Origin of the sequence: Pseudarthrobacter sp. NS4 (assembly GCF_024758005.1) — a bacterium.
GTDB lineage: Bacteria > Actinomycetota > Actinomycetes > Actinomycetales > Micrococcaceae > Arthrobacter.
Genome location: NZ_CP103288.1, coordinates 48,655 through 70,384, shown reverse-complemented (window position 1 = coordinate 70,384; position 21,730 = coordinate 48,655). Strand labels below are relative to the sequence as shown.

19 protein-coding genes and 3 pseudogenes are annotated in these 21,730 nt (G+C 61.3%); 15 read left to right on the top strand and 7 right to left on the bottom strand.

The window, feature by feature from the left end; genetic code table 11:
• Nucleotides 1-29: 29 nt before the first annotated feature.
• Nucleotides 30-938 (bottom strand): LysR family transcriptional regulator, encoded by a 909-nt coding sequence (locus NXY83_RS00340; RefSeq protein ID WP_258804146.1) that lies wholly within the window; start codon nt 936-938, stop codon nt 30-32.
• Between the two features lie 158 nt (nt 939-1,096).
• Between NXY83_RS00340 and NXY83_RS00335 the strand changes: the two genes are divergently transcribed.
• From NXY83_RS00335 to NXY83_RS00320, 4 genes are all read left to right on the top strand, one after another.
• Nucleotides 1,097-2,248 carry an FAD-dependent oxidoreductase gene (locus tag NXY83_RS00335; RefSeq protein WP_258804145.1) on the top strand — a complete coding sequence of 384 codons (1,152 nt, stop codon included), beginning with the start codon at nt 1,097-1,099 and terminating at the stop codon, nt 2,246-2,248.
• A 6-nt stretch (nt 2,249-2,254) separates the two neighbouring features.
• Complete coding sequence (locus NXY83_RS00330; RefSeq protein ID WP_258804144.1) at nt 2,255-3,547, top strand: allantoate amidohydrolase; 1,293 nt, start codon at nt 2,255-2,257, stop codon at nt 3,545-3,547.
• Between the two features lie 215 nt (nt 3,548-3,762).
• Nucleotides 3,763-6,501, top strand: a complete 2,739-nt coding sequence (locus tag NXY83_RS00325; RefSeq protein ID WP_258804143.1) for an aminotransferase class I/II-fold pyridoxal phosphate-dependent enzyme — start codon at nt 3,763-3,765, stop codon at nt 6,499-6,501.
• Nucleotides 6,502-6,751: 250 nt separating this feature from the next.
• Entirely contained in the window at nt 6,752-7,357 is a 606-nt protein-coding gene (locus NXY83_RS00320; RefSeq protein ID WP_258804142.1) for a HutD/Ves family protein, read from the top strand.
• Between the two features lie 240 nt (nt 7,358-7,597).
• On the opposite strand, the gene NXY83_RS00315 is transcribed toward NXY83_RS00320, so the two are convergent.
• The 3 genes from NXY83_RS00315 to NXY83_RS00305 form a co-directional block, all read right to left on the bottom strand.
• Nucleotides 7,598-8,866, bottom strand: a complete 1,269-nt coding sequence (locus NXY83_RS00315; RefSeq protein WP_258804141.1) for an aconitase X catalytic domain-containing protein — start codon at nt 8,864-8,866, stop codon at nt 7,598-7,600.
• 22 nt (nt 8,867-8,888) lie between these two features.
• Nucleotides 8,889-9,323, bottom strand: coding sequence for an aconitase X swivel domain-containing protein (locus NXY83_RS00310; RefSeq protein ID WP_258804140.1), 435 nt, complete (start codon nt 9,321-9,323; stop codon nt 8,889-8,891).
• 715 nt (nt 9,324-10,038) lie between these two features.
• A complete protein-coding gene (locus tag NXY83_RS00305) occupies nt 10,039-10,962 on the bottom strand; it encodes a LysR family transcriptional regulator (protein WP_258804139.1) in 924 nt (307 codons plus the stop codon).
• A gap of 208 nt (nt 10,963-11,170) precedes the next feature.
• On the opposite strand from NXY83_RS00305, the gene NXY83_RS00300 reads away from it, so the two are divergent.
• The 10 genes and pseudogenes from NXY83_RS00300 to NXY83_RS00260 form a co-directional block, all read left to right on the top strand.
• The gene (locus NXY83_RS00300; protein WP_397427541.1) at nt 11,171-11,500 is read left to right on the top strand and encodes a CBU_0592 family membrane protein; all 330 of its coding nucleotides are present in this window, start codon (nt 11,171-11,173) and stop codon (nt 11,498-11,500) included.
• Between the two features lie 218 nt (nt 11,501-11,718).
• Nucleotides 11,719-12,321: a recombinase family protein gene (locus NXY83_RS00295; RefSeq protein ID WP_258804138.1), complete on the top strand. Its 603-nt coding sequence runs from the start codon at nt 11,719-11,721 to the stop codon at nt 12,319-12,321.
• A gap of 183 nt (nt 12,322-12,504) precedes the next feature.
• The gene (locus NXY83_RS00290) at nt 12,505-13,521 is read left to right on the top strand and encodes an Abi family protein (protein WP_258804137.1); all 1,017 of its coding nucleotides are present in this window, start codon (nt 12,505-12,507) and stop codon (nt 13,519-13,521) included.
• A 354-nt stretch (nt 13,522-13,875) separates the two neighbouring features.
• Complete coding sequence (locus NXY83_RS00285; protein ID WP_258804136.1) at nt 13,876-14,667, top strand: PIG-L deacetylase family protein; 792 nt, start codon at nt 13,876-13,878, stop codon at nt 14,665-14,667.
• Between the two features lie 6 nt (nt 14,668-14,673).
• Nucleotides 14,674-14,865 (top strand): hypothetical protein, encoded by a 192-nt coding sequence (locus NXY83_RS00280; protein ID WP_258804135.1) that lies wholly within the window; start codon nt 14,674-14,676, stop codon nt 14,863-14,865.
• Nucleotides 14,862-15,071, top strand: coding sequence for a hypothetical protein (locus NXY83_RS00275; RefSeq protein WP_258804134.1), 210 nt, complete (start codon nt 14,862-14,864; stop codon nt 15,069-15,071). The genes NXY83_RS00280 and NXY83_RS00275 overlap by 4 nt, the downstream gene beginning before the upstream one ends.
• Nucleotides 15,041-15,130, top strand: a pseudogene (locus NXY83_RS20950) (hypothetical protein); the annotation flags it as partial. The gene NXY83_RS00275 and the pseudogene NXY83_RS20950, both read left to right, overlap by 31 nt.
• Before the next feature lie 40 nt (nt 15,131-15,170).
• Nucleotides 15,171-15,578, top strand: a complete 408-nt coding sequence (locus tag NXY83_RS00270) for a class I SAM-dependent methyltransferase (protein WP_258804133.1) — start codon at nt 15,171-15,173, stop codon at nt 15,576-15,578.
• Between the two features lie 370 nt (nt 15,579-15,948).
• Nucleotides 15,949-16,473, top strand: a pseudogene (locus tag NXY83_RS00265) (IS110 family transposase); the annotation flags it as partial.
• A gap of 6 nt (nt 16,474-16,479) precedes the next feature.
• Nucleotides 16,480-16,617: pseudogene (locus NXY83_RS00260) on the top strand (hypothetical protein); the annotation flags it as partial.
• Here the strand turns inward: NXY83_RS00260 and NXY83_RS20850 are convergent.
• From NXY83_RS20850 to NXY83_RS00245, 3 genes are all read right to left on the bottom strand, one after another.
• Complete coding sequence (locus tag NXY83_RS20850; protein ID WP_309484148.1) at nt 16,561-16,977, bottom strand: glycoside hydrolase family 3 C-terminal domain-containing protein; 417 nt, start codon at nt 16,975-16,977, stop codon at nt 16,561-16,563. The pseudogene NXY83_RS00260 and the gene NXY83_RS20850 overlap by 57 nt on opposite strands.
• 430 nt (nt 16,978-17,407) lie before the next feature.
• Nucleotides 17,408-17,692 carry a hypothetical protein gene (locus tag NXY83_RS00250; RefSeq protein ID WP_258804132.1) on the bottom strand — a complete coding sequence of 95 codons (285 nt, stop codon included), beginning with the start codon at nt 17,690-17,692 and terminating at the stop codon, nt 17,408-17,410.
• A 61-nt stretch (nt 17,693-17,753) separates the two neighbouring features.
• Nucleotides 17,754-19,883: a DUF7594 domain-containing protein gene (locus NXY83_RS00245; RefSeq protein WP_258804131.1), complete on the bottom strand. Its 2,130-nt coding sequence runs from the start codon at nt 19,881-19,883 to the stop codon at nt 17,754-17,756.
• Between the two features lie 1,030 nt (nt 19,884-20,913).
• Between NXY83_RS00245 and NXY83_RS00240 the strand changes: the two genes are divergently transcribed.
• Complete coding sequence (locus NXY83_RS00240) at nt 20,914-21,648, top strand: amino acid-binding protein (RefSeq protein ID WP_258804130.1); 735 nt, start codon at nt 20,914-20,916, stop codon at nt 21,646-21,648.
• Nucleotides 21,649-21,730: the final 82 nt, after the last annotated feature.

Sequence of the window (21,730 nt, the reverse complement as noted above, 5' to 3'; positions counted from 1 at the left end):
CGCCGGCAATAGGACGCCGATGCTTTTCGCTACGCCTCCGGTATCGGTTCAGCCGCGGCGGCAGCAGTCACTGCCTCGTGCAGGCACGCTACGAACTGTGCCGCAGCCGGGGCAGGTCGGCCTGCCTGCGCTATCAGCAGTGAGGTTTTGGGGCCGGTCGTGATCGGCCGGATGACAATCCCTGCCATCTGGAACCGCGATATGGACTCCGGGAGGATGGAGATGCCCAAGCCTGCCGCGACAAGTCCCACCACGGTCTCCTGATGGATTGCCTGTTGTACCACGGTGGGTCTGCGACCTCCCGACGCGAAAATTCTCAGAACCTGCGAGACGAATCCGGGCATCAGGCGGTAGGGGAAAAGAATCAGCCCTTCCTCCGCCAGGTCCTCGGGCACGATCTCCTGACGCAGGGCCAAGGGGTGTCTTTCCGGAATGACGGCTACCAGATTTTCTGTAAGCAGCGGCTCCAGCGTCAACCCGGGGGCAGGCTCGGGGTCCCGGATCAGCCCCAGGTCCAGGGCGTCCTCAAACAATTCGTCCACCTGTTCGCCACTGGTCAGGGGGCGCAGCACGAGGTCGATCCGAGGTTGAAGTTCCCGGAACCGCCTCACCGCTTCAGGAATGACGGTATAGCTCGCCGAACTGACGAAGCCGACGCGCAATCGGCCCCGTCGCCCGCTGCCTACATCATGAATTTCCGCAACGGCGTCCTCCAGGTCCTCCAGCACTGCCTTGACCCGGTTGTGGAACGACTCCCCCATGGGGGTCAGGGATACTCTGCGTGTCGACCTGTCAAACAGCTTCGCGCCGAGCTCTTTCTCGAGGCGGTGGATGTGAACCGTGAGGGGCGGCTGGGACATATGCAGTTTCTCCGCTGCACGGCCGAAGTGCAGCTCTTCCGCTACGGCGAGAAAATAGCGCAATTGTCGCAGTTCCATCTTTCGATTATTGCTGATTCGCTAATAATCTGCAGCTAAAAGATATTGGACGCGGTGGTGCGGCTGGTGGCTAACTGGAATAGACCCACCGCCTCGGGCGGGGCCAAATCCACCATCCGGCAGGATCACCGAGGATCCGCTCAGCAGAAAGTCTTCACATGACAGTCTCCAAATACGTCGTCGTTGGTGCCGGTCTTGCCGGGGCGGCCACAGCGTGGCAACTGGCCTCGCAAGGACATGAAGTGACCATTCTGGAGCGGTCTGTGCCAGCGAACCATGCCGGCAGCTCCCACGGCTCGGCACGCATTTTCCGGTACGCCTACCCCGAAGACTTCTACACCCGCCTCGTTGTGGAGTCAAAGGTTGGATGGGATGAGCTGGCCCGTCTAAGTGGCAAGCAGCTCATCACGCCCACCGGTGCCGTTGATTATGGATCGACCCGTCAGCCGGAGCGGCTTGCGTCGGTTCTGGCGGCTAATGGTGTGGAGCACGAGTTGCTCTCCGCCGACGAAGCCCGCTCCCGCTGGTCTCAGATTGCCTTCGACACCAACGTGCTGTGGCACCCCGGGGCGGGAGTCATCGACGCGGAAACGACGGTAACGGCGATGGTTGACCTGGCCGTCGCCGAGGGCGCCCAACTGGAGACAGGCTGGGAAGTCAGCGCCCTGCGGCCCTCCGGCAAGGCGTATACGGTGCATTCGGCAGACGGCCGGCAGCTCGAAGCAGAGAACATCATCGTCAGTGCAGGCGGCTGGCTCCCGGACCTGCTGGGCAACCTGTCCCTGCCGGAAGCCTTCCTGGCACAGGTTCCCCGCATCCACGTCAGGCAGGAGCAGGCCTACCACTTCCCCTATAAGGACGGCTCGCCCGAGCCGGCGGAGAACTGGCCCACTTTCATCCACAAGCGGGAAGGGATCCAGACCTACGGACTGCCCGGCGGCCGCGACGCGGAGTGGCGCGGGCAGAAAGTTGCCGAATACAACGGCGGGAAAATTCTTCCGTCCGCGTCCGCGCAGGACGGCCGCATCGACCCGGCAAACCGGCAGCGCGTCATCGACTACGTCAAGGAGTACCTGCCTGGACTGGTTCCGGAACCCTACGCGGAGACGACGTGCCTGTTCACGAACACCCCGACGGAAGATTTCATTATCGACAAGGCAGAAAACATCACCGTGGTCTCCCCGTGTTCCGGTCACGGCGCCAAGTTCGCGCCCCTCATCGGCCAGTTCGCCGCGGATCTTGCCACCGGGGCCGCCCCGGTGCCCGAGGAATTCCGGGTCGGCGTCCGCAGCCAACCAGCCACCCACTAACTGCCGATGCCGTCCAGCTTTCAAAGGAACGCCGTGAACGTCAACCCCTCTCTCCAAACCGTATCAGTGGCCGGTCTCCTGGATCAGATCTCCTCGACCGGAACCGATCCCCAACGGGGCGGTTATACAAGGCCGGTGTACTCTACCGCTGAACTGGATCTGCGCTCCTGGTTCATCGAGCAGGCCACCAAGCGCGGACTTTCGGTCGAGCACGACCGTAATGGCGTGATCTGGGCGTGGTGGGACACCGCCTCCGGCGATCGGGACGACGCCCTGGTCACAGGAAGCCATCTGGACTCCGTACCAGGCGGCGGGCCCTATGACGGCCCCCTCGGTGTGGCATCGGCCTTGGTTGCCCTGGACATTCTCCGCGGCCGGATGAGCGCTCCGCCGCGCGCCATCGCCATAGCTGTCTTTCCCGAAGAGGAGGGCTCCCGCTTTGGAGTCGCGTGCCTTGGGTCCCGGCTGATGACCGGCGCCATCGACCCGGACAAGGCACGCAACCTGCGCGATCAGGACGGGACCACCTTCGCTGAAGCTGCAGCTGCCAACGGACTGGACCCTCGGTTCATCGGCCAGGATACCGAAACCTTGTCCAAGATCGGCGCATTCGTCGAACTCCACGTTGAGCAGGGCCGCGGCCTGATCGACCTCGACAGGTCAGTGGCTATCGGATCCTCCATCCTTGGCCACGGGCGGTGGAAGCTGTCCGTTTACGGCCAGGGCAACCACGCCGGAACGACCCTGATGGAAGACCGGAAAGACCCGATGATTGCCGCCGCCAGAATCATCATCGCCATCCGCGAAAGCGCCAAAGGCCACCCGCAGGCACGGGCAACCGTCGGAAGGGTCCAGCCTGTGCCGGGCGGCACAAACGTCATCGCCTCCCGTGTTGACTTGTGGCTCGATGTCCGGCACCCGGACGACGCCGTCACCGCAGCCGTGATCGAGGACATTCTCACCCGCTCCCAGGCTCTGTCAGCCGAAGAAGGATGCTCCGTTGAACTGCGCGAGGAGTCCTTGAGCAGGACGGTCCACTTTGACCGCCAGCTCAAAGACAGGCTTCAAGTAATTCTCCCGGATGCCCCCGTTCTGGATACCGGGGCAGGCCACGACGCTGGCGTCCTGTCCGAGGTCCTTCCTACCGCAATGCTCTTCGTCCGAAACCCCAGTGGAATATCCCACTCACCCGAAGAACACGTGGAAAATGACGACGCCGAGGCCGGCGCGCACGCCCTGGCCGAGGCGCTGGAAGGGCTGGTCCGGCCAACCGAGACCAGCCATGCTGAGCTGCCTTAGCCTCCCGACCATTCTGATAAGGGCAGCGGACAGGTCCGTGGGTGGCAGCCGCCCACGGCCTGCTCAAGCCATAACCAAGGCGGGCAGTCACTGGGCTAGCCCCACCTGAGCGCTGCCGTGGACGCCGACCCAGTGCCGCATCCGGCACATCCCTGGAACTTCGACAGTCCGTCCTGCAACGAGGCAGACACGACTAAGTGAGATTGAACCGAATAATGCCGCAGAACATCCTTGAGAATTTACAGGTAGGAACACCGAGCAGCGCATGGCGCTTCCGGATCGACACTTGGGATTTCCTTTCCTATGCCGCCAAGCAGCTTGTCACGCCCGCCCCGGGCGGCGCCGCCGGCATTCATCTCCACAGCGAAATCCGCCGATTGCTTCAATTACTCGAAGCCATCGAGCCCTACTGGGCATTTCCCGGCCTCCAACAGGTCAGCGACCTGCGCACCAAGATGGAGGCCGGCGAGTACAAGGATGCCTTTGAGATCGTCGAAAACGTCAAGCGCGGCATCAAGAGGTCCCCGCACAGCATCGAGGAAGGCAATGCCCTCATACCGGAAGAAGGCGAACAGACCGTCACTGGAGACGAACCCTCCCGCGGCCGGCTAAAGCCCAAATTCGAAGTGCTCGTTATCGACGATTGCCCTGTGGAAGAGAGCGAGGCCCTTCGCGCTGAGATGCGCCGCCAGCGCCGCCAAGGCGACGCCTTTGACTACGAAGTAAACGTTGTCCCCAGCTTTGAGGACGCCCTGGTCGCGATCTTGCTGAATCCCGATATCCAAGCCTGCATTATCCGGCCGGGTTTTTGTACTGCCTCCGGGCATCCACTGGGCCCGGATCTGCGTCAATTCCTGGCTGCGTTCGCCGGCGAGGACCTCGATCCCCTCCGGCCGATCCAGCGAATCCTGATGCTTGCCGACAAGTTGGCAGGGCTGCGGCCGGAATTGGATCTCTACCTTGTTGCCGGCGTCGCCATCGAGAAACTCGCCGGGTCACTGACCCGGCGCTTCCGCCGCATATTCCTCAGGGCTGACAGTCTTGAACTGCATCTGTCCCTGCTCCGGGGAATCAACGACCGCTACGAAACGCCGTTTTTCACGGCGTTGCAGAGCCACAGCAGGAAACCGGCCGGCGTCTTCCATGCCCTCCCCCTCTCGCGCGGGGGATCCGTCGTGAACTCGAAGTGGATCAGCGACATGGGCGAGTTCTACGGCCTGAACCTGTTCCTCGCCGAGACGTCGGCGACCTCCGGCGGTCTGGATTCTCTGCTGGACCCGCACGGCTCCATCAAAGAAGCCCAGACTCTTGCGGCCCGGGCCTTCGGGGCGCAGAAATCCTTCTTCGTCACTAATGGCACCTCGACCGCCAACAAAATCGTGCACCAGTCCATTGTGAAACCCGGAGACGTCGTGCTCGTGGACCGCAACTGCCACAAATCCCACCACTACGCACTCATGCTGGCAGGGGCCAGAGTCGCCTACCTCGATTCCTACCCGTTGGACGAGTACTCCTTTTACGGGGCCGTTCCCCTGTCCAGCATCAAGAAAATGTTGCTCGACTACCGCCGGGCCGGAAGGCTGGATCAGGTTAAGATGATTGCCCTGACCAACTGCACCTTCGACGGAATCGTGTACGACGTCGAACGCGTCATGAGCGAATGCCTCGCCATAAAACCCGACCTGGTGTTCCTCTGGGACGAAGCTTGGTTCGCGTTCGCCGGTTTCCACCCCGTGTACCGGCGCCGCACCGCGATGACATCCGCGCGCAAACTCGAAGCCATGTTCCGGGATCCTGGCTACGCAGCCCGGTACGAACAGCAGCGCACGGATCTGTTCGACCCGGAGACTCACGCACCAATCAATGATGACCTGTGGCTGACAACGCGACTTATCCCGGATCCTCAGCAGGCACGCCTGCGCGTCTACGCGACCCAGTCCACACATAAGACACTGACATCCCTTCGGCAGGGGTCCATGATCCATGTCTACGACCAAGACTTCAGCCGCCTGAACGAAGAGGCGTTCCGCGAGGCCTACATGACCCACACGTCGACCTCACCGAACTACCAAATCCTGGCCTCCCTGGACATCGGACGGCGCCAGGCGGAGTTCGAAGGCTTTGAACTGGTCCAGAAACAAGCCGACCTCGCGATCAGCATCACTGAAGCCGTGAGTCAGCACCGCCTCCTGAAGAAGTACTTCCGCATCCTCTCCACCGCCGAGCTGGTTCCCGGCCAATACAGGGAAACAAGCTACGAAAACCCCCTCCGTGAGGGACTGGCAGCCATGGACGAAGCCTGGCGGCGGGACGAATTCGTCGTTGACCCAAGCCGGCTCACTCTCTATATCGGGCTCACCGGCATCGACGGTGACACATTCAAGCACACGCATCTGATGGACCGGTTCGGCATCCAGATCAACAAGACCTCCCGGAACAGCGTGCTCTTCATGACCAACATCGGCACGTCACGTAGTTCGGTGGCCTACCTCATCGAGGTCCTGGTTAAGCTCGCCGAAGCCCTTGAAGAGGAACAACGAGCCCTTAGCCCCCGGGCAACCGAAGCCCGGGCATCACGGGTCCTGAGGCTCACCACCGCTCCCCCGGCCCTACCGGACTTTTCCCACTTTGCCGAAAGGTACCGCTGCCATCCCGAGACGCCGGACGGCGACCTCAGAGCCGCTTATTTCGACACTTACGAAACCGGCGCAACCGAGTACCTTTCGGCCACAGACATCGGACAGAGGCTCGAAGCAGGCGAAGAAGTTATATCGGCCGGCTTCGTTACCCCCTATCCGCCCGGGTTCCCCATTCTCGTGCCTGGCCAAACCATCACACCCGGGATCCTCGACTTCATGTCAGCACTGGATACCAGGGAGATCCACGGTTACGACCATGAATTCGGCTTCCGCGTAATGACACCGGAGTCCGCGAAAAACCTTACGGAGGACTGATGGTCGCCGCCGATCATACCCGGCGAACAATTGCGCCTCATCAGACCACGGACCCTCCGAAGACTCCCGCCGGACCCGTGTCCTGTTCAACATGTAGGTTCCTGATCAGTGCCGTAACGGGCAGGACAAACGGTCGTGTCGGGCAATCAGGAAACCCGGCGTCGCCACTGCCGGGCATCCCCTTTCTGGCAGCCCCGATAGCAACCGCTTCCTCGACGGCACCAAACTCCGACAATTGAAAGGCTGCACGATGCCTGGATCCAATTCCTCAGGAAGCACCACCGGCGCCGTCCGGTCGGTGCTCTACGCCTCTCTGCTTCCGCCGGTGCACTGGAAAAATGGTGGTGGAATCACCCGCGAGATCGCCCTAGCACCGCAGGGTGCCGGGTACGCGGACTTCGACTGGCGCTTAAGCCTCGCTGACATTGTCGAAAGCGGCCCGTTTTCATCGCTGCCGGGAGTCGACCGCCATTTCCTGATGGGAACCAAGGGCTCTTTGAAGATGATCATTGACGGCCGGCCGCGGCAGCTCGCGTTGGGTTCCCGTGCTGTTTTCGCCGGCGAGGCGGACGTCGCCGTGGAAGTCATTCAGGGCCCTACCCGAAACCTGAACCTCATGACGAGGCGGGAAGTCTGCGGCGGTTCGATTGAAATGCTGCAGATTAGGGCCCCATTCCTTGTCGGGGCCGGACGCGGTCCCGTGGCTGTCGTGGTACTTGCGGGGACCGTAGAGCTGAAAGACGGCACTACATTGGAACCGTTCCATGTCCTGATTCCTGGACCGGATGAAGAACCTGTACTGGGCCACGATGCACTGGTCGCCGCGGTCCGGGTCTGGAGGAAGCCGCCAGCATGACAGGCCTGAGTCCGGTGTGGCAGAAGGAACGTGGCGGCCGGGGATTGCAATGACATAGAAGGACCGAAGCAGGCCCCACGACCGGCCCGGATCCTCTTTACCCCCTATCGTCTAGGGGCCTTGAACCGGCATAGCCAGCTTATTTAAGTTGCATGGCTGTCTACTGCAATCCTGTCCGAATGGCCTAACTGCGGCGCATCGGTTACAACTCCCCCTTGCAGCGTGAGGTATCAACGGTTTTCAAGACCGCAACCAGCCAGGTTCGCTAATGACCGGCTTGCCGGCAATAGCCGAGTCAACGCAATCCTTTGCGGCGCCAAAGTAAATTCCCCGACTGATCAATCCTGGGCCATAGTGCGCAAACTTCCCGGAGTTAGTCATGATGCCGGTAGCGTCTGATGGAACGCGGCTGCTATTGAACATACATAAACAGGTATCGGTGCTGATCCGCACTCCGAACTCTTCCAAATCCTTCACGATGCCGAGCTCTTGGGCTCGGTCACGCACGAATCTGCTAGTAGTAATCAGGAACTCGACGCGAGGGTGCTTCTTCTTCCCACTAACAAGGGCCCTGAGTTCGGCCAGGTCGCCCAAGGTCGCGTGTGGGCTTCCCATTGCCACCATGCTTAGAGTGGTACTGGAAGCACTTGATAGCTCGTTCCAAACTTGGCGAAGCTGGTCCTTCGTCACGTCGAACCGGCGCTGCGGCTCGACGTTGCCAAGAGCAGCCTCCAGTGTCGGGGCCTCCGGTGTCACGTCCACCATATGAAACATCCCGACAGCCCCGGAGGTGGCGAGCGTCGCGCAGAGGCTCTTAAGCTCTTCAAGAGAGGGTTTTTGCCGGATTCCCTCGATTACAGGAATATCCGCCGCGGCGTGCTTCCCAATGAGGTATCCCAAAACGGTATAGAAGCTTGGGTCAGCACCGGCTACATCCGGGACGTGCACGAGAAGGGTTCCGCGTCGGTTCTCGCTCAGGTGCAGGCCTGATTTTGGAACGCGTCCGGTCAGTGCAGCGCACACGTCCATGAAGTCCCCGTGACGGTTTGTCCGAGCACCTATCACGCTATTGGCATAAACGATCGCGTTGGACTCCGCCCACAGAACGTTTTGTCCAAACTGGGGCGTCTTTGGGAACACGTAGGGTGTGCAGGAGAAGATAGGGTTTGCACCCATTGCTTCAAGTGCTGTTGCCAACCGACCTGCGTTGGTGTCGAACTCGTTGCCGCTGTTCCAAACCCCTCTCTGGCTTCGGTCGATGGAAATGGAGTTGACCGTGGTGGGGACACGAACCTGAGCCCCATTGGAAACCAGCTCTTCTATGACGTTCAGGCTTCCCTTGCCCGTGTAAATGCTTCCCCCAATGTGCACGTGGGAAATATCGACCAGCTCCGTGGCCTGCTGGATATGAGCCATGCGAACGATAATTCGCATAGCCTGCTGCGCAGCTTTGCCATGGCTTCCGTCGAGCATCTCCAGATCTTCTTTGGAGAGGGAAAGCAAAGACACCGGAACGTCACGTTGGTGGAGCCTACCCATGAAGGACCACCTGCCCCTCCGCGAGGATTTCTGCATGCGTGGCCGTCAAAGCACGCGAGAAGTCTTCGTCATTGAGCACCAGAACGGGAATCGTTTTTGAATAGAACTCGTCGTACACAACCGCTCCCAAGGAGATAATTTCGTCAACTTTGTTCATAAGGATGCCTGCCGGGCCTGCCCCTTCAACCAAGGCGTCAAGCATGACGTAGCTTCCCGTGCTGGATCCTTTCCCTTTGGGGAGGACCACGATCTTTCCGGCCAGGGAAACGCCGTGAAGTGGATGGCGCTGGTCGATGACGATTCCGGTCAACGGATCGACGCCGCCCCAGAAGCTAAGCATTCGCTCGCTAGCTGCCACCTCCCCCCGTGCTTCCCCCGGGACAAGGATCTGTTGTGCGTTTACTGTCGTACTGGCGCTGTCGCCCATTGATATCCTTTCGGCCGGATTCCTGCCCAGAGCTATCGGATGGCGGAGATTGTCTGTAACTGTCGCATTCATGGCAAGACCGCCGCTGGTATCAACGTCGATGACCGCTGGAGCGGCTTGGCGAGTGCCGGGTGAACTTGCCCATCAATGCAGGCCGGCCTATATCCGTCGTCGTAGTCAAAAAGACGTGCCAGACCAACGGCTCGATTGCCGACGAGGTTCGCTCCTACGGTCACTCTTTTCAGAGCCTTCGCATCACCCGCGCCCGCGTCGGCGGAAATCTCAGCATGTCCGCACACTGCAGTAAGTTCGTCAGTCAATACAATCCTTTTGGCACGGTGAGACACGCTGCTTCTTAGACCGATGCGGGTAAAGACGGCATGCGGCAAGCAACCACAACCCGCCCAAGCTCCGTGAGAAGTGCCACCTCCAACTTAGCTGTGATCACAAACAACGCAATAGAGAAGTAGTAATTACTTCAAGAAATCTATGCCAGCCGCACCTTAAGGACTCTTTGTCCGCTGGGAAAGAGGGGTCAGCTTCGCTTGCAACTTACCGCCCTCGCATCCTGCACTCAGGTCAGCAAAAGGCAAAAGCGGCGGGTGCTTTGGCGACGATGCGGTATATGTACTTCGTAGTGGCCGCGCCCTCCGAAGCCAGCCGAAGCCCGGACCCTGCAAGCGAAGACGATGACGATGGTTGAACGTGAGGTCGGTCAGGATGTCGATCGTGTGTCGAACGCTGCAGCCGATTCCCGTAGGAGGCGTGCAACGGTGTCTATCGGCGCGCTGGTTGACCGGCGCGGGTCGAACCGCCGCAGAACGATGCGTCGTGTACCCAGACCAGGGACGTCCAGGACGTCCACCCCATCCTGAACAATGCCACTCAAGGCCAGGGTGGGCACGACGGCGATGCCCTCGCCGGCAGCGACGAGGGCAAAAGCGGTCAGTGTGTCTTGGTACTGGTGGATAGTTTCAATCCAGGCGCCCGCTGACTCACGGAGCCGGCCCAGGACAGAAGCGTTGGCCGCGGAGGACTCGACGCCGAGCCATGGAAGCGGCAGACGGGAAAGGTCGATGTTTTCGGTGCTGAGCAGGGCACCCGTCGGAACCACCAGCTTCCATGGCTCGTCCAGTAGCGGTTCCTCGGTCATGCCGGCGGAAAGTGCACGTTGTCCGGCCGTCGTTGAGTCAAGCTCGACCACGACGGCGTCGAGCTGGCGCTGACGGAGCAACCGCGTCAGCGCAGGGAAGTCGCCCTCGACGATCCGGATCTGTAATTGGGGGTATTGGCTGCGCCACTCGGGCAGGCGTGGGATCAACACTGTGCGGATAAAGCTGGTGAAACCGCCAATCCGCACCACCCCTGCGACCTTGGCCCCGCCTTCCATGCGGGAGCGGGCAACATTGAGTGCGCGTTCGATCTCTTCGCCGGCTTCTGCGATCGCGAGGCCGGAGGGTGTCAAAACCGAGCCTTTGGGTGTACGCACAACCAAGGCGTGCCCCGTCTCGTCTTCCAATTTGCTGAGCTGCTGGGATACTGCCGACGCCGTAATCCCCAACTCATCAGCCGCGGCGAGCACACCGCCCGTACGAGCAATCGCAAGAAGCACGCGCAGGCGGCGCGGATCAATATCCATGTTAAGAAGTTCTAAACCATGGCTTCAGTCAAATGCAATTGATCTAAAGGGTAGTCCTTCGCATAATTGCCTTGAAGTACAACGGATCGGATCCTTGGGCAGCGCCGTGTGAACGCTGGTTCGACGATGATCCTCCTGAGGCAAACACCTATAGCCGCCCTTTACTCCGCTAACGGTTACAACCGGGCCTTACCTTTGAAAGGACATCATGGAACTGCTGTGGGAAATCGCAGGTTGGGCAGGGGCGATTGCAATACTCAGTGCTTACCTGGCTGTGTCCATGGGTTGGCTGAAAGCCGGCAGGGGCTTCCAGACCGCGAATCTCCTGGGCTCTTGCGCCTTCATTGTCAATGGTGCTTTCCACGAAGCATGGCCGTCCGTGGTCACGAACATCGCCTGGTTCCTAATCTCCGCAGTTGCACTTCTTCGCATGCGCTCCCTCGGCGAGGCGCCGATGACTGCAAATGAGACGCTGCACGCGCAATTTCCTGGCGTCCCTGACACAACCGGCCAACTAGCCATTATTGACGCGCCTTGAGCAGCTTAGGCATTTGGGCGCGGAGAAGCTCAGACTGTTCCATATCCGGGAATGTCAGTCTGTGTGGGTGGTCCGATGACAAGGGCGCCACAGGGGCGCTTGGCCAAGCGTTTCGTCTAGTTCAGGCACACCCAAACCTGACGCCCGAGGGTTTTGGTCTTGACTTCGTTGCAGGACGGGTCTAGGACTCAACCTCACAGGCAGAGGTTGGAGGAACAGTGGCCGGACAACGAATCGGGTACGTGCGCGTGAGCACTCTGGACCAGAACGAGAAGCGCCAACTCGAAGGCCAGGTTCTGGACCGGGTCTTCACGGATAAAGCCTCGGGCAGGGACACTGGTAGGCCACAACTCACGGAACTGCTGCGGTTCACCCGCGACGGGGACACCGTGGTGGTGCACAGCATGGACCGGCTGGCCCGAAACCTTGACGACTTACGTGCTCTCGTCCAAGACCTCACCCGCAAAGGGGTGCGCGTGGAGTTCGTCAAAGAAAGCCTGGTCTTCACCGGCGAGGACTCCCCCATGGCCAACCTCATGCTCTCCGTCATGGGCGCCTTCGCCGAATTCGAGCGCTCCCTCATCAGGGAACGCCAACGTGAAGGCATCGCCCTGGCCAAGCAACGCGGCGCGTACAAAGGACGGCAAAAGACCCTCACACCGGAACGAGCCGCCGAAATGGTCCAACGCGCTGACAGCGGGATTCCAAAAGTCGTTCTTGCTCATGATTACGGGATTAGCAGGGAGACTGTTTACCAGTACCTGCGCCAAGCCAAGCAGGCGGGGAGCCCTCCTCCTGCAGAGTCGCCAGCCATTTTGTAGCTTGTCTTGCATATGAGGCGCACTCCTGCTGCCCCACCACCGGCGCGTATGCTCTCCTCTTTCAAACGGAGGCTCATACAAACCCCTCTGTGGCGAATGTGTTAGATTCTATTTATCAGACATCGCCCCCCTCTGAGCCTCGGCTCAAGGGGGCGATTTTCATTGTGCGACAAACGGTGAAGTGTGGAGTATACGAAGGAATTCAAAGAGCGCGACGAGCTGCTTCAACAACTCGAAGTCCGTGGCCTCGCGATTCCTGACCGCGCCGAGGCGCTCAACTTCCTGACACGAGTCGGCTACTTCCGCTCCGGCGCGTACCGATACGTCTTCCGGAGGCTGCTCCCCGCGGACACAATCGATGCTCGCCTGCACCAGTACCGGTCAGACGATTACATACCTGGTGCGAGCATCGAGCACGTCATGAAGCTGGAAGCCTTCGACTTCAAGTTGGCTCGGATCTGCCAGGAAGGCCTGCTTGAGTTCGAGGTGCGATTAAGGGCTGCCATCGCCCACACGCTCGCCTCGAGGAACGTGGCGGCTCATGCATCCAAAGAATATTTGGATACGCAAAGTTGCGATAAACCAGTCGGCGAGCACACAAAGTTTGACGCATGGACGAAGACCTGGCGGGAAGCTGTTTCTTCCGGGGCGGAAGACGAAGACTTCATCAAACACCACCTGTTGAAGTACCCGGAACAAGATGTGCCCATCTGGGCTGTCACTGAAGTGCTGAGCTTCGGAAATCTGCCATTCCTCTACGAGCTCATGCAGACCCCGGACGCGCGCTCGGTCGCCCGCATGTTCGGATTCGCCCACCCCAGCCGTTTTGGTGCTGTGCTGCGTATGATGGTCGACTTTCGAAACACGTGTGCCCACGGCTCGCGTCTTTTCAACCGCGCGTTCAAAAGGCCTCTCTCACTTCGCGAACATGACACAGCCGGGGAGCTCCTAGCGCACTTGCTCGAACCCGGCTTCACGGTCACGCCCAAAGCACATCAGAGGCTCTATATCTACGCCGCGGCCCTGGCCTTCATGCTCAGATCACACACGAGTGGCACAAACTGGCACCTGACCTTCAAGACGCAAATCAGAAAACTCGACATCAAGCTTCAAGCACCGGACGGGTCCGAACTCATCTCACCGAATGTGAGTATGGGCTTTCCCGCTAATTGGTCCGACTTGAACCTCTGGAAGCCCTAGTTCTGAATCTGGCACCCTGCTGGTCGACCTTGACGTATAAAGCTCGGCACTCCGGCGCTCCTAGGTTGACGGAATATCCATTATCGGCGTTCAAGTTCGCTGTGGCACGAGTACTGCCGGGACGTTTTTCTCGGTGTATGGGACCGGACCGGGAACAAGGGCAACTCAGAAGCCGGCAGCGCCACGCACCACTACATCTAGGCCAAAGACGACCTACGAGGAGGGGGAGAATAGAAGTTGTCATTATTACGACGATCGAGCCTGACCGGTACTTTCGCACACGGCTTTCGTTCGGCAAACTTAGCTTCGTCGATGGCCTGTTTTTCTGAGTTATCGGGGTTTAGCCTCTGCCGTATGAACGAACCACATTCACTGGCGGTTGTGGTTGCGCATCCGGACGATGATGCGTACGGTTGCGCGGGCTCGATTGCCTTACACGAGAACGACCCCGGGTTCCGGTTCTGCCTGGTGCTTGCGACCGATGGCGGGGCCGGGCAGATTGCCGAGGGCGTCCCGACGACGCGTCAGGAGCTGGGTACCTGGCGGCGGAGGGAAAGCGTCAATGCTTGGCGGGCCCATGGCACCATTCCGGACCGGCACGAATGGCTGGACTACGTGGACGGGCACCTGGCCGAGGTTGGCTTCGAGGAGCTGGTTGGGAGGATTCTGGCGATCCTCCTCGAGGAACGTCCACAGGTGGTGGTGACTTTCGGGCCTGACGGGATCACGGGACACCGGGACCATATCGCAGTGGGCAGGGCCACGGATGAAGCCTTCACCCGGGCACGGCAGGTGCCGGGCCCTGGCCTGAGGCGGCTCGTGCACGGCGCCTTGCGGGCATCGACCTTTGAACGCTGGAACCAAACGCGGCAACAACAGGGCATGGAGCCTTGGAACCCTGCCCGTGAGTATCATCTGCGCCCGGTTCCTGATGACTGGATCGATATTGACGTGGACACGAAACAGGTAGCGCACCGGATAGTCGCAGGGCTGTTGGAGCACAAATCCCAGCGACATGTCCTCGTCGATCCGGGGGTGGACGAGCGCCGGTGGGCCAGAATTGTGTCTCGGGAATCGTCGGTCCTGGCGTGGCCGCCAAGGCCGCCCGGCAGTCCACTGCTGACCGACCTGTTTGAGGGGCTGTGAGTTGTCGTGCTCAATCCACCCGCCGGCGTGGTGGTGGTGTGGGAGATCAAAGTGTCCACGGCATCAGTCCCTGACGGACGATTCGCGCAGGTCTCCGGGGCAGGGCACGTCGGCCCGCTTCTGCCTGCACCCTCTGAAGTTATCCAACACATCCTGGCCTTCTGGTCAGAGACCCGTAACCGCAGGGCCGCGGCATGAAGCCTCTACCAGCCCGGGAGCTTGCGGTCCCAGCAACGGCGTTGATTGGCTGGGCGGGAATATTTGTTCACAACCTCGCCGAATTGCCCGAGCAGAACCTCCTCAGCCCCGAATCGTTGATCCCGCTCCTGGTCACTGCCCTGCTTTGGCGCCGGTTGGTTCACGCCGGTACGGCATGCGGCCACGAGAGCTCGTCCGGCTGGTGAAGGACGGGGGGCTGACCCCTGGTCGTGCAATTGACCTGGGCTGCGGAGCGGGCAACAACGCCATCTTCATGGCACAGCACGCGTTCGACCTTACCGCCGTTGGACTTCGCACCGGCCGCAATCACCAAAGCCAAGGGGAAAGCACAAAAAGCTGGCGCATCAGTGGAATTCCTCGTGGACGACCTGACCAACCCACGCCATCTGCACGGAACATTCGACGTCCTGGTCGACTACGGCACCTTCGATGACCTCACCGAACGACAGCGCGCCGCTTATCTCCAGCACGTGATCCCCCTTGCCGGACCGGGGGCCAAGTTCCTGATGTGGAACTTCGAATGGGAGGCACAACGATGGGAGCGGCTGGTGTGGAAGCTTATTCCATTCGGGAACCTGACCCTCCCGCCGGGATACATCAAAGACACCTTCTCCCCGGAGTTCGAAGTGGAGAAGATCGCCGGGGAGAACGGATTGGGGGATGGCCGCGGGGCTGGGCGGCCTACCTCATGACACGCTGCTAGCTGCATCCCGGCAGACTGCACCACAACGGCAACCCACTGTGCAGTGTAGGCCGCCTCCGCCCACGGCCATCCTGTTCCAAGCGGCTTAGGGGCGCTGCCGCGCCGTGAGGTGTGTAAATGGGGGCCTGGTTGGCTTTCTCGGCTCTGGTTTTCCTGCGGGCGTCGGGTGCATGATGGCCGTGTCTGCCGCGGATGACGCCGGACTTCCTTGGTGCCGAGACTGAGCCCGCTTCCAAGCGTGACGTGAAGGACTCCCACGGGAACCGTGGATTGTTGCTTCGAGCACGAGTGCTAGATTCCTGAATTTATCCCTGTCCTTCCCGCGGTGGACGCTCCGCTACTGAATAAAGGACTAGGCAATGGATATTGTGCATGAGCGCGCCGTCGGCATGGATATCTCCAAACACGACGCGAAGGTCTGCGTGCGGGTCCCGGGAAGCCAACGGGGCCGGTTCAGCTCGACGGTCACCACCTGGGGATCAACCACGAATGAGATCCTGCAGTTGCGCGCTTTCCTCGAGCAGCAGCAGGTCACAACGGTGGTGATGGAAGCGACCAGTGACTACTGGAAGCCGTTCTACTATCTGCTGGAATCGGCCCTGCCCGTGATGCTGGTCAACGCCAAGGCCGCCCGGAACATCCCGGGACGCAAGACCGATGTCTCCGACGCGTCGTGGTTGGCACAGCTCGCTGCCCATGGTTTGTTGAGGGGCTCCTTCGTGCCGCCCGAACCCATCCGGGAGCTGCGGGATCTGACCCGTGCCCGGGCCATCGCCGTGCAGGACAGAACGCGGGAGATCCACCGCCTGGAGAAGTTCCTGGAAGGCAGCGGCATCAAGCTCTCCAGCGTCGTCAGCAACCTCACCGGCCCGGACAACCGGGTATGGCGCATCGGGTTCCGTCCCGACCCTTGGGCGTGGAGCGGCTGGGAATGGGCAACCAACGGCAGGTGCCCGGGCCGATGGGATGACCTACACGGAAACTTCCGCACGGTATACGCCGGACCCAGCCTGGAGGCATGCCTGCTCGAGGTGCTGGCCGGATTCCGCCGCGATGCAAGGCTTGCCGCGGAACTGGACGAGATCGTTGAAGACGGTGAAGACGCAGTGCTTCATCCAACGGTGCCGCCAGGGCAGGTTCCCAAAGAATGGCTCGATGCCCGCGCTGCGACCTCTGCCGACCTTGCCGGCGCTTACTGTGCCGTTACGGACTCCGTGTCCAACACGTCCGGCCGCGCGGACCCCATCCAGCGGTGTGACGACCTTCTCGGGAAGGACCGTGGCCGAGCCGCCGCCCTGCGTCCGTGCGTACCTGGCATTGTGCCCGATCACGGCCACCTTGCCAAGACTGGAAGGATCCAGCGGGAGCACGCCGTCGTTCTTCACCATCGCCGTCCCGGCGGCTGAAGCCTCCCGGGCGAATGCCACCAGGTCTTCCCGGTCCACGGGTTCGGCGCTGACCGGCTCGAAACCCTCCAAGGCGCCCACCCGGGCGGCGAGCTGCAGGATCCGCAGCACCTTCCGGTCAACGCTGGCTTCCTCCACCTCACCGGCCCGCACGGCGGCCACAAGGGCTTCGCCCCACGGACCGTCCGGGCCCGGCATGACCCGGTCCTGGGATGCCTTGGCCGCGCCGACGCTCCGCACCGCGGTCCAGTCGCTGATCACCACCTCGTCGAGAAACCCCACTCACTGTTCAGCGGAGTTTCCAGCAGGTCTATCAGCACAGTGCGTAGTCGTCCTGTGTCTGTTCGCTTAGCGGTACCTCAATGCAGTACAGCCATCGCAGGAAGTCAGCTATCAGGTCATCCATTTGGCGTCAGCTGTTCAGCTCGTACCACTTGCGGTTCTGCACTGCGTTGGTTCCGTCCACGTGCAGGCATCCACCGCTGCACACTGACCTGTCCACGCAGAACCCTGTGCCGTCCTCTTGGGTGGCGTAGCACAGGGATGGTGCGACTGTGCCGTTGGCTGATGGGTCTTGGTTCTTGGGTGGTTCGGTGTTCTGTGCCGGGGCTTTGTCCGCGCCGCCGACTGCTGATGCGATGGTTCCCGCTGCGACTACTGCTGTTACTGCTGCTGATGCAGTTTTCCTTATGCGCATGGTGGTACTTCCTTCCGGCAGATGGTGAGCCCCACGATTGGGGGCTCACCCTTTCTTTTGCTTATGGTGCGGGGCGTGATCCGCTGTCGGTCTGCATGCCGCCGTGAACAGGCTTGAACTCCCACGAGTAGGAACCGTCAGCCTTCAAGCTCATCCGCAGATGCCCCCACGTGTCGCTGAACCGTTTCTGCATATAGCTTGGCGAGCTCGTGAACGAACGCAGGCTGATGCCGCCCGTGGACACCTGGAACTGCTGCATCCCGTCAGTGGTGCAAACGTCGCTCTTGTTCACCGGGCAGGTCCGCTCATAGTTGTGCTGCGAACCGGACAGCAGCACCCGCACCCGGTGCTTGTCGAACACGTCAATCCACGGCTTGCCCTGGCTGAAGCGGCTGTGGCTGGACGTGTTGGACGTGAAGTACGGGTCATGGTAGACAACCGCCAGGTGCTTGCCCGCGGCTTTGGCCCGCCCGAGGTCCGCGTCAAACTCTGCGGTCATTTGGCTTGCCCGCGTGGAGTTGTAACGCCATATCGCCGTGGGAGCAAACAGGATGTGCCAGTTGCCCTTATCAATCGCGTACCATTCCAGCGCGTCCTGGAACCTGCCCAGCGTGGTGCTGGTAGCAGACTTGGACGTGCTCACACACTGCCCGTCCATGTAGCGGTCCAGGTCGTCGTTCCGGCCCGGCTCCACGTCATGGTTCGGCCCAGGCGTCCAGTAGGTCTTGGACTTGATCGGCCCCCAGTTGCGTTCATAGTTCGCGTAGGAATCGTTGCCCGAGCCGCAGGTACCGACGCTGTACTGGAAATCACCTACGCCGATGAAGTTATCCAGCGCTCCACTGTCCAGCGCGCCCCGGATGCTGGCCGCGTTCTTCCCGGACGCCGAATTGGGGTCCGTCACGCCGGATGGGTTCATATCACCCGTAGCGGCGAAGTCGAACGCATCCCCGCTGGCCGGGGGCGTGGTAGGCGTGGGTGTGGGTGAAGGCGCGGCCACGTTGTAGACACGCACCCAGTCCACCCGCATTTCCCCGGCCCCGTCAGCCGTGCTGTCAGGGAACCAGTCCAGCTGCAGCGTTTGGTGCATGGGGCCAGGAGGTTGGTGTGCCGGGTCCCTGTCCTCGAACCACTTCACGCCGTCCACGTAACCAACGATGCCCTTATCGGTCCACTCGACCGCGTAGTTGTGGAACTGGGACACGTCCAGGGCCTTCTGCGCCGAGATTTGTTTGTTCTCGCAGGAGTAGTGGTGGAAGAACTTGATGACGTTCCAAGCGCCATCAGTTTCGGCGTAGTCAATCTCGCCGTCGCACGGCCAGTTCTCACTGTCCGGCCAAAGGATGGACACCATGTGATATTCGTTGTCACCGGATCCTGCTGCCCGGACTTCCCACCGCCCATACTTGCGGTTGTCGAACTTGGCACCCATGCCGGCGGTGGTGCCGTTAGGGGTGCCGTTGATCACGAGTTTGGAGCCGTCAACGGCGGCCTGCTGCGCTGATCGGATGCCGTTGCCCGCGTGGCCGGCGCTGTTGTAGACGGTCCACTTGGCCGGGTCAGGTGCCCCGGTGTAGTTGAATTCGTCCCCAGCCACTGGGGTGCCCCAGTTGAAAGTAGCGGCGGCGGTGGTGCCGTCACCCGGCGGCTGCGTTGGCGTTGTGGTGTCAGCTTCCGTAGTGACTACCAGGCGCGGGCGCAGAGCCGGATCCGCCGACTCGTCAGACTTGAAGCCCACCCACTTTTGCGCGTTGGTTTCGAGCTTCAGATTGGTTTCGCCAGCCGTGACGCCCTTGGTCACGTCCCACTCCACCCAAGCGCCCGTGGCAAAGCCGCCGGTCTTCCCGAGCCAAGTTCCCCGTGCGGGTGCGTTGTTCCACGTCACGCCGGTTTCAGTCCAGCCGCCCGCCGTGGTGTAAACATCCACGTACTCACTCGCGGTTGTGGACGCTTCCGAGTAGGCTCGCAGCTTGGCCGACGTGATCTTTTCGCCAGCCGGGACCGTGACGTTGAAGCGCAGCAGGCTATTACGCCAGATGTTCGTCCGGCCTTCCGTGGACCAGCGGACGCTGGTCCCGAAGTTCTCCGTTGGCCGGTCCGCCTGCACGTAAGTGTCGGCGGCGGCCGTGACAGTAACCGGTCCCGCCGCGTTGACGGTCCCGCCGCCCACGACGGCAAGTGTAATGAGCATGGCTAATGTTGCTAGGGCGGCAGTGGTCCGCCCCAGGGTGGTTCTCATGGCAGTGCCCTCCATGGTGTTAGGGGTTTTGGCTATGCCTTGCCCCACCCTGCCGTCGCAGGACCGGTGATGGGCGAAGGATGAGTGGCCGCTAGCCAAATCATAGATGAACGTGTGACTGCTGTGACGGATGTTGAATTTGGGGGCGTCAGGATGGGCCGGCCAACGCGCGGTCATACCCCGCATTCCTCCCGCCAGCAGCGGTAGCAGACAAGGATGGTGTGGTCACCGGGGTGGACCTTCCACGAGTGCACCACAGGAAGCACAGCAGAGGCTTCTGATACCAAGGGGTTCGGTCCCATACCTGCTTCGATCACCTTCGCTTCAATCGTGGGCTGCCCGGTGGAAAGGGCCCTGATCGCCCGGTGCCTGCCGTCATGGATGAAGAAATGCCCGGACACCACCGCTCAACATGGCTGGGACCTTCAGTCAGTTGCTCGTCCTCGTCGGGTACGCGGTACAGATGCTCGCGGTTCAGATCGTGGCAGGGCAGGTCAGCATGTTTGTGGGCACCACGGTGGTGGGCCGATCGTCCCAGTCCAGAGCCTCCAAGGGCCGTTTCCTCATCCCGCGTCCTTGAGCAATGTGTCACTGGACGACATCCCGGCTGTGATCGCGTTCGGGCCCGGCAAGGTGGGCGTGATGTGGAACCGGCAGGACGGTGCCTCGACGGACGGCATGTACCGCTTCACGCTGCGCGGCACCCAGGGGTCGCCCTCGTTTTGCGTGGGGCTTGTCTCCGCCAGCTGGGGCGGTTTCGGGCCGGAGGGCCTACATCGCCTCCCTCCACCCACACTCATGGGGCGGAATTCGTTGACGTCTCGTTGGTTCTCAGGCCATCTGGGGGAAACATGCATCCTTGACGATGGAGTTCATGAGACTGCGTAAGTTGCGTTCATCGGGATCGGAGTTGGAATGCGAGATATGTGGACAGCTGCCCCACCCCCATAAGTTCCGACTGACACTGGCTAATCTGGCCGCCATGCTGCCAATTGAACTGGCTGTCCATGCAGCGGTCATGAACACTGGCATGCCGTACCTCCACAAGGTTCTGGTGCTGACGCTGACGGCCACAGTGCTGGTGATCTGGGTCGCCGAACCTTCAGTGCGGCGCGCATTGCGGGACTGGCTTCACGCCCCGTCCCTTCACCGCCGCCGTGAACTGCATACCGTATCTGCATTGTGGCGGATCCGTGCCACTACGGAGGACGGGCCGGTGGCCCAGTGGGCGCTCCGGCGAGCCCTGGAACGCGCCCACGTTGACGTGATTGACTTTCAGCGCCATGGACATCCGGGCGGAGTCCTCGTGGAACTCGTCGTTGCCGCGCCGGAGACCCTGGGGCAGGAGGACCTGCTCGCCGCTGCCGGCAGCGGCAGCGGGCGGAACGTGCTGGCGTGGCGGACCACTGCCCTGGCCGTAGCGGACGGGCAAACCAAGGCCCTGAGTTTGGCCGTCAGGGTCGCAGGGAATCCCGACGAGCTCCAGCTCGCGGTCGCTGAATTGCTCGGAGCCGAACCTGTCCCCCACAAAGACAGCAGAGTCCCGGTTGCAGCAAACATCCTGAAAATACCCTCGCCTGGAGGCGCTCCGCTGTTTTACAGACGGCAGGACGCCCCTTTCACGCAGGCCGAGTCCGCGCGCGCCCATCGGCTTGCGGAACTGGCAGAACTTGCTGCCTCATCACCGAAAACCTTCGCCGCCTTCCTTACCGACTAGCCGCAGATCTGTATGCACGCTTCGAGGCACCGTGATGTGGGACTTGGGTGGAGGTGCGGGTCAGTGTTGAGGGGCCTCGACA

Coding starts and splice junctions, on each gene's coding strand:
- NXY83_RS00340 (WP_258804146.1), bottom strand. CDS start 938: ATGGAACTGCGACAATTGCGCTATTTTCTCGCCGTAGCGGAAGAGCTG.
- NXY83_RS00335 (WP_258804145.1), top strand. CDS start 1,097: ATGACAGTCTCCAAATACGTCGTCGTTGGTGCCGGTCTTGCCGGGGCG.
- NXY83_RS00330 (WP_258804144.1), top strand. CDS start 2,255: ATGCCGTCCAGCTTTCAAAGGAACGCCGTGAACGTCAACCCCTCTCTC.
- NXY83_RS00325 (WP_258804143.1), top strand. CDS start 3,763: ATGCCGCAGAACATCCTTGAGAATTTACAGGTAGGAACACCGAGCAGC.
- NXY83_RS00320 (WP_258804142.1), top strand. CDS start 6,752: ATGCCTGGATCCAATTCCTCAGGAAGCACCACCGGCGCCGTCCGGTCG.
- NXY83_RS00310 (WP_258804140.1), bottom strand. CDS start 9,323: ATGGGCGACAGCGCCAGTACGACAGTAAACGCACAACAGATCCTTGTC.
- NXY83_RS00305 (WP_258804139.1), bottom strand. CDS start 10,962: ATGGATATTGATCCGCGCCGCCTGCGCGTGCTTCTTGCGATTGCTCGT.
- NXY83_RS00300 (WP_397427541.1), top strand. CDS start 11,171: ATGGAACTGCTGTGGGAAATCGCAGGTTGGGCAGGGGCGATTGCAATA.
- NXY83_RS00285 (WP_258804136.1), top strand. CDS start 13,876: ATGAACGAACCACATTCACTGGCGGTTGTGGTTGCGCATCCGGACGAT.
- NXY83_RS00275 (WP_258804134.1), top strand. CDS start 14,862: ATGAAGCCTCTACCAGCCCGGGAGCTTGCGGTCCCAGCAACGGCGTTG.
- NXY83_RS20850 (WP_309484148.1), bottom strand. CDS start 16,977: ATGGTGAAGAACGACGGCGTGCTCCCGCTGGATCCTTCCAGTCTTGGC.
- NXY83_RS00250 (WP_258804132.1), bottom strand. CDS start 17,692: ATGCGCATAAGGAAAACTGCATCAGCAGCAGTAACAGCAGTAGTCGCA.
- NXY83_RS00245 (WP_258804131.1), bottom strand. CDS start 19,883: ATGCTCATTACACTTGCCGTCGTGGGCGGCGGGACCGTCAACGCGGCG.
- NXY83_RS00240 (WP_258804130.1), top strand. CDS start 20,914: ATGCTGCCAATTGAACTGGCTGTCCATGCAGCGGTCATGAACACTGGC.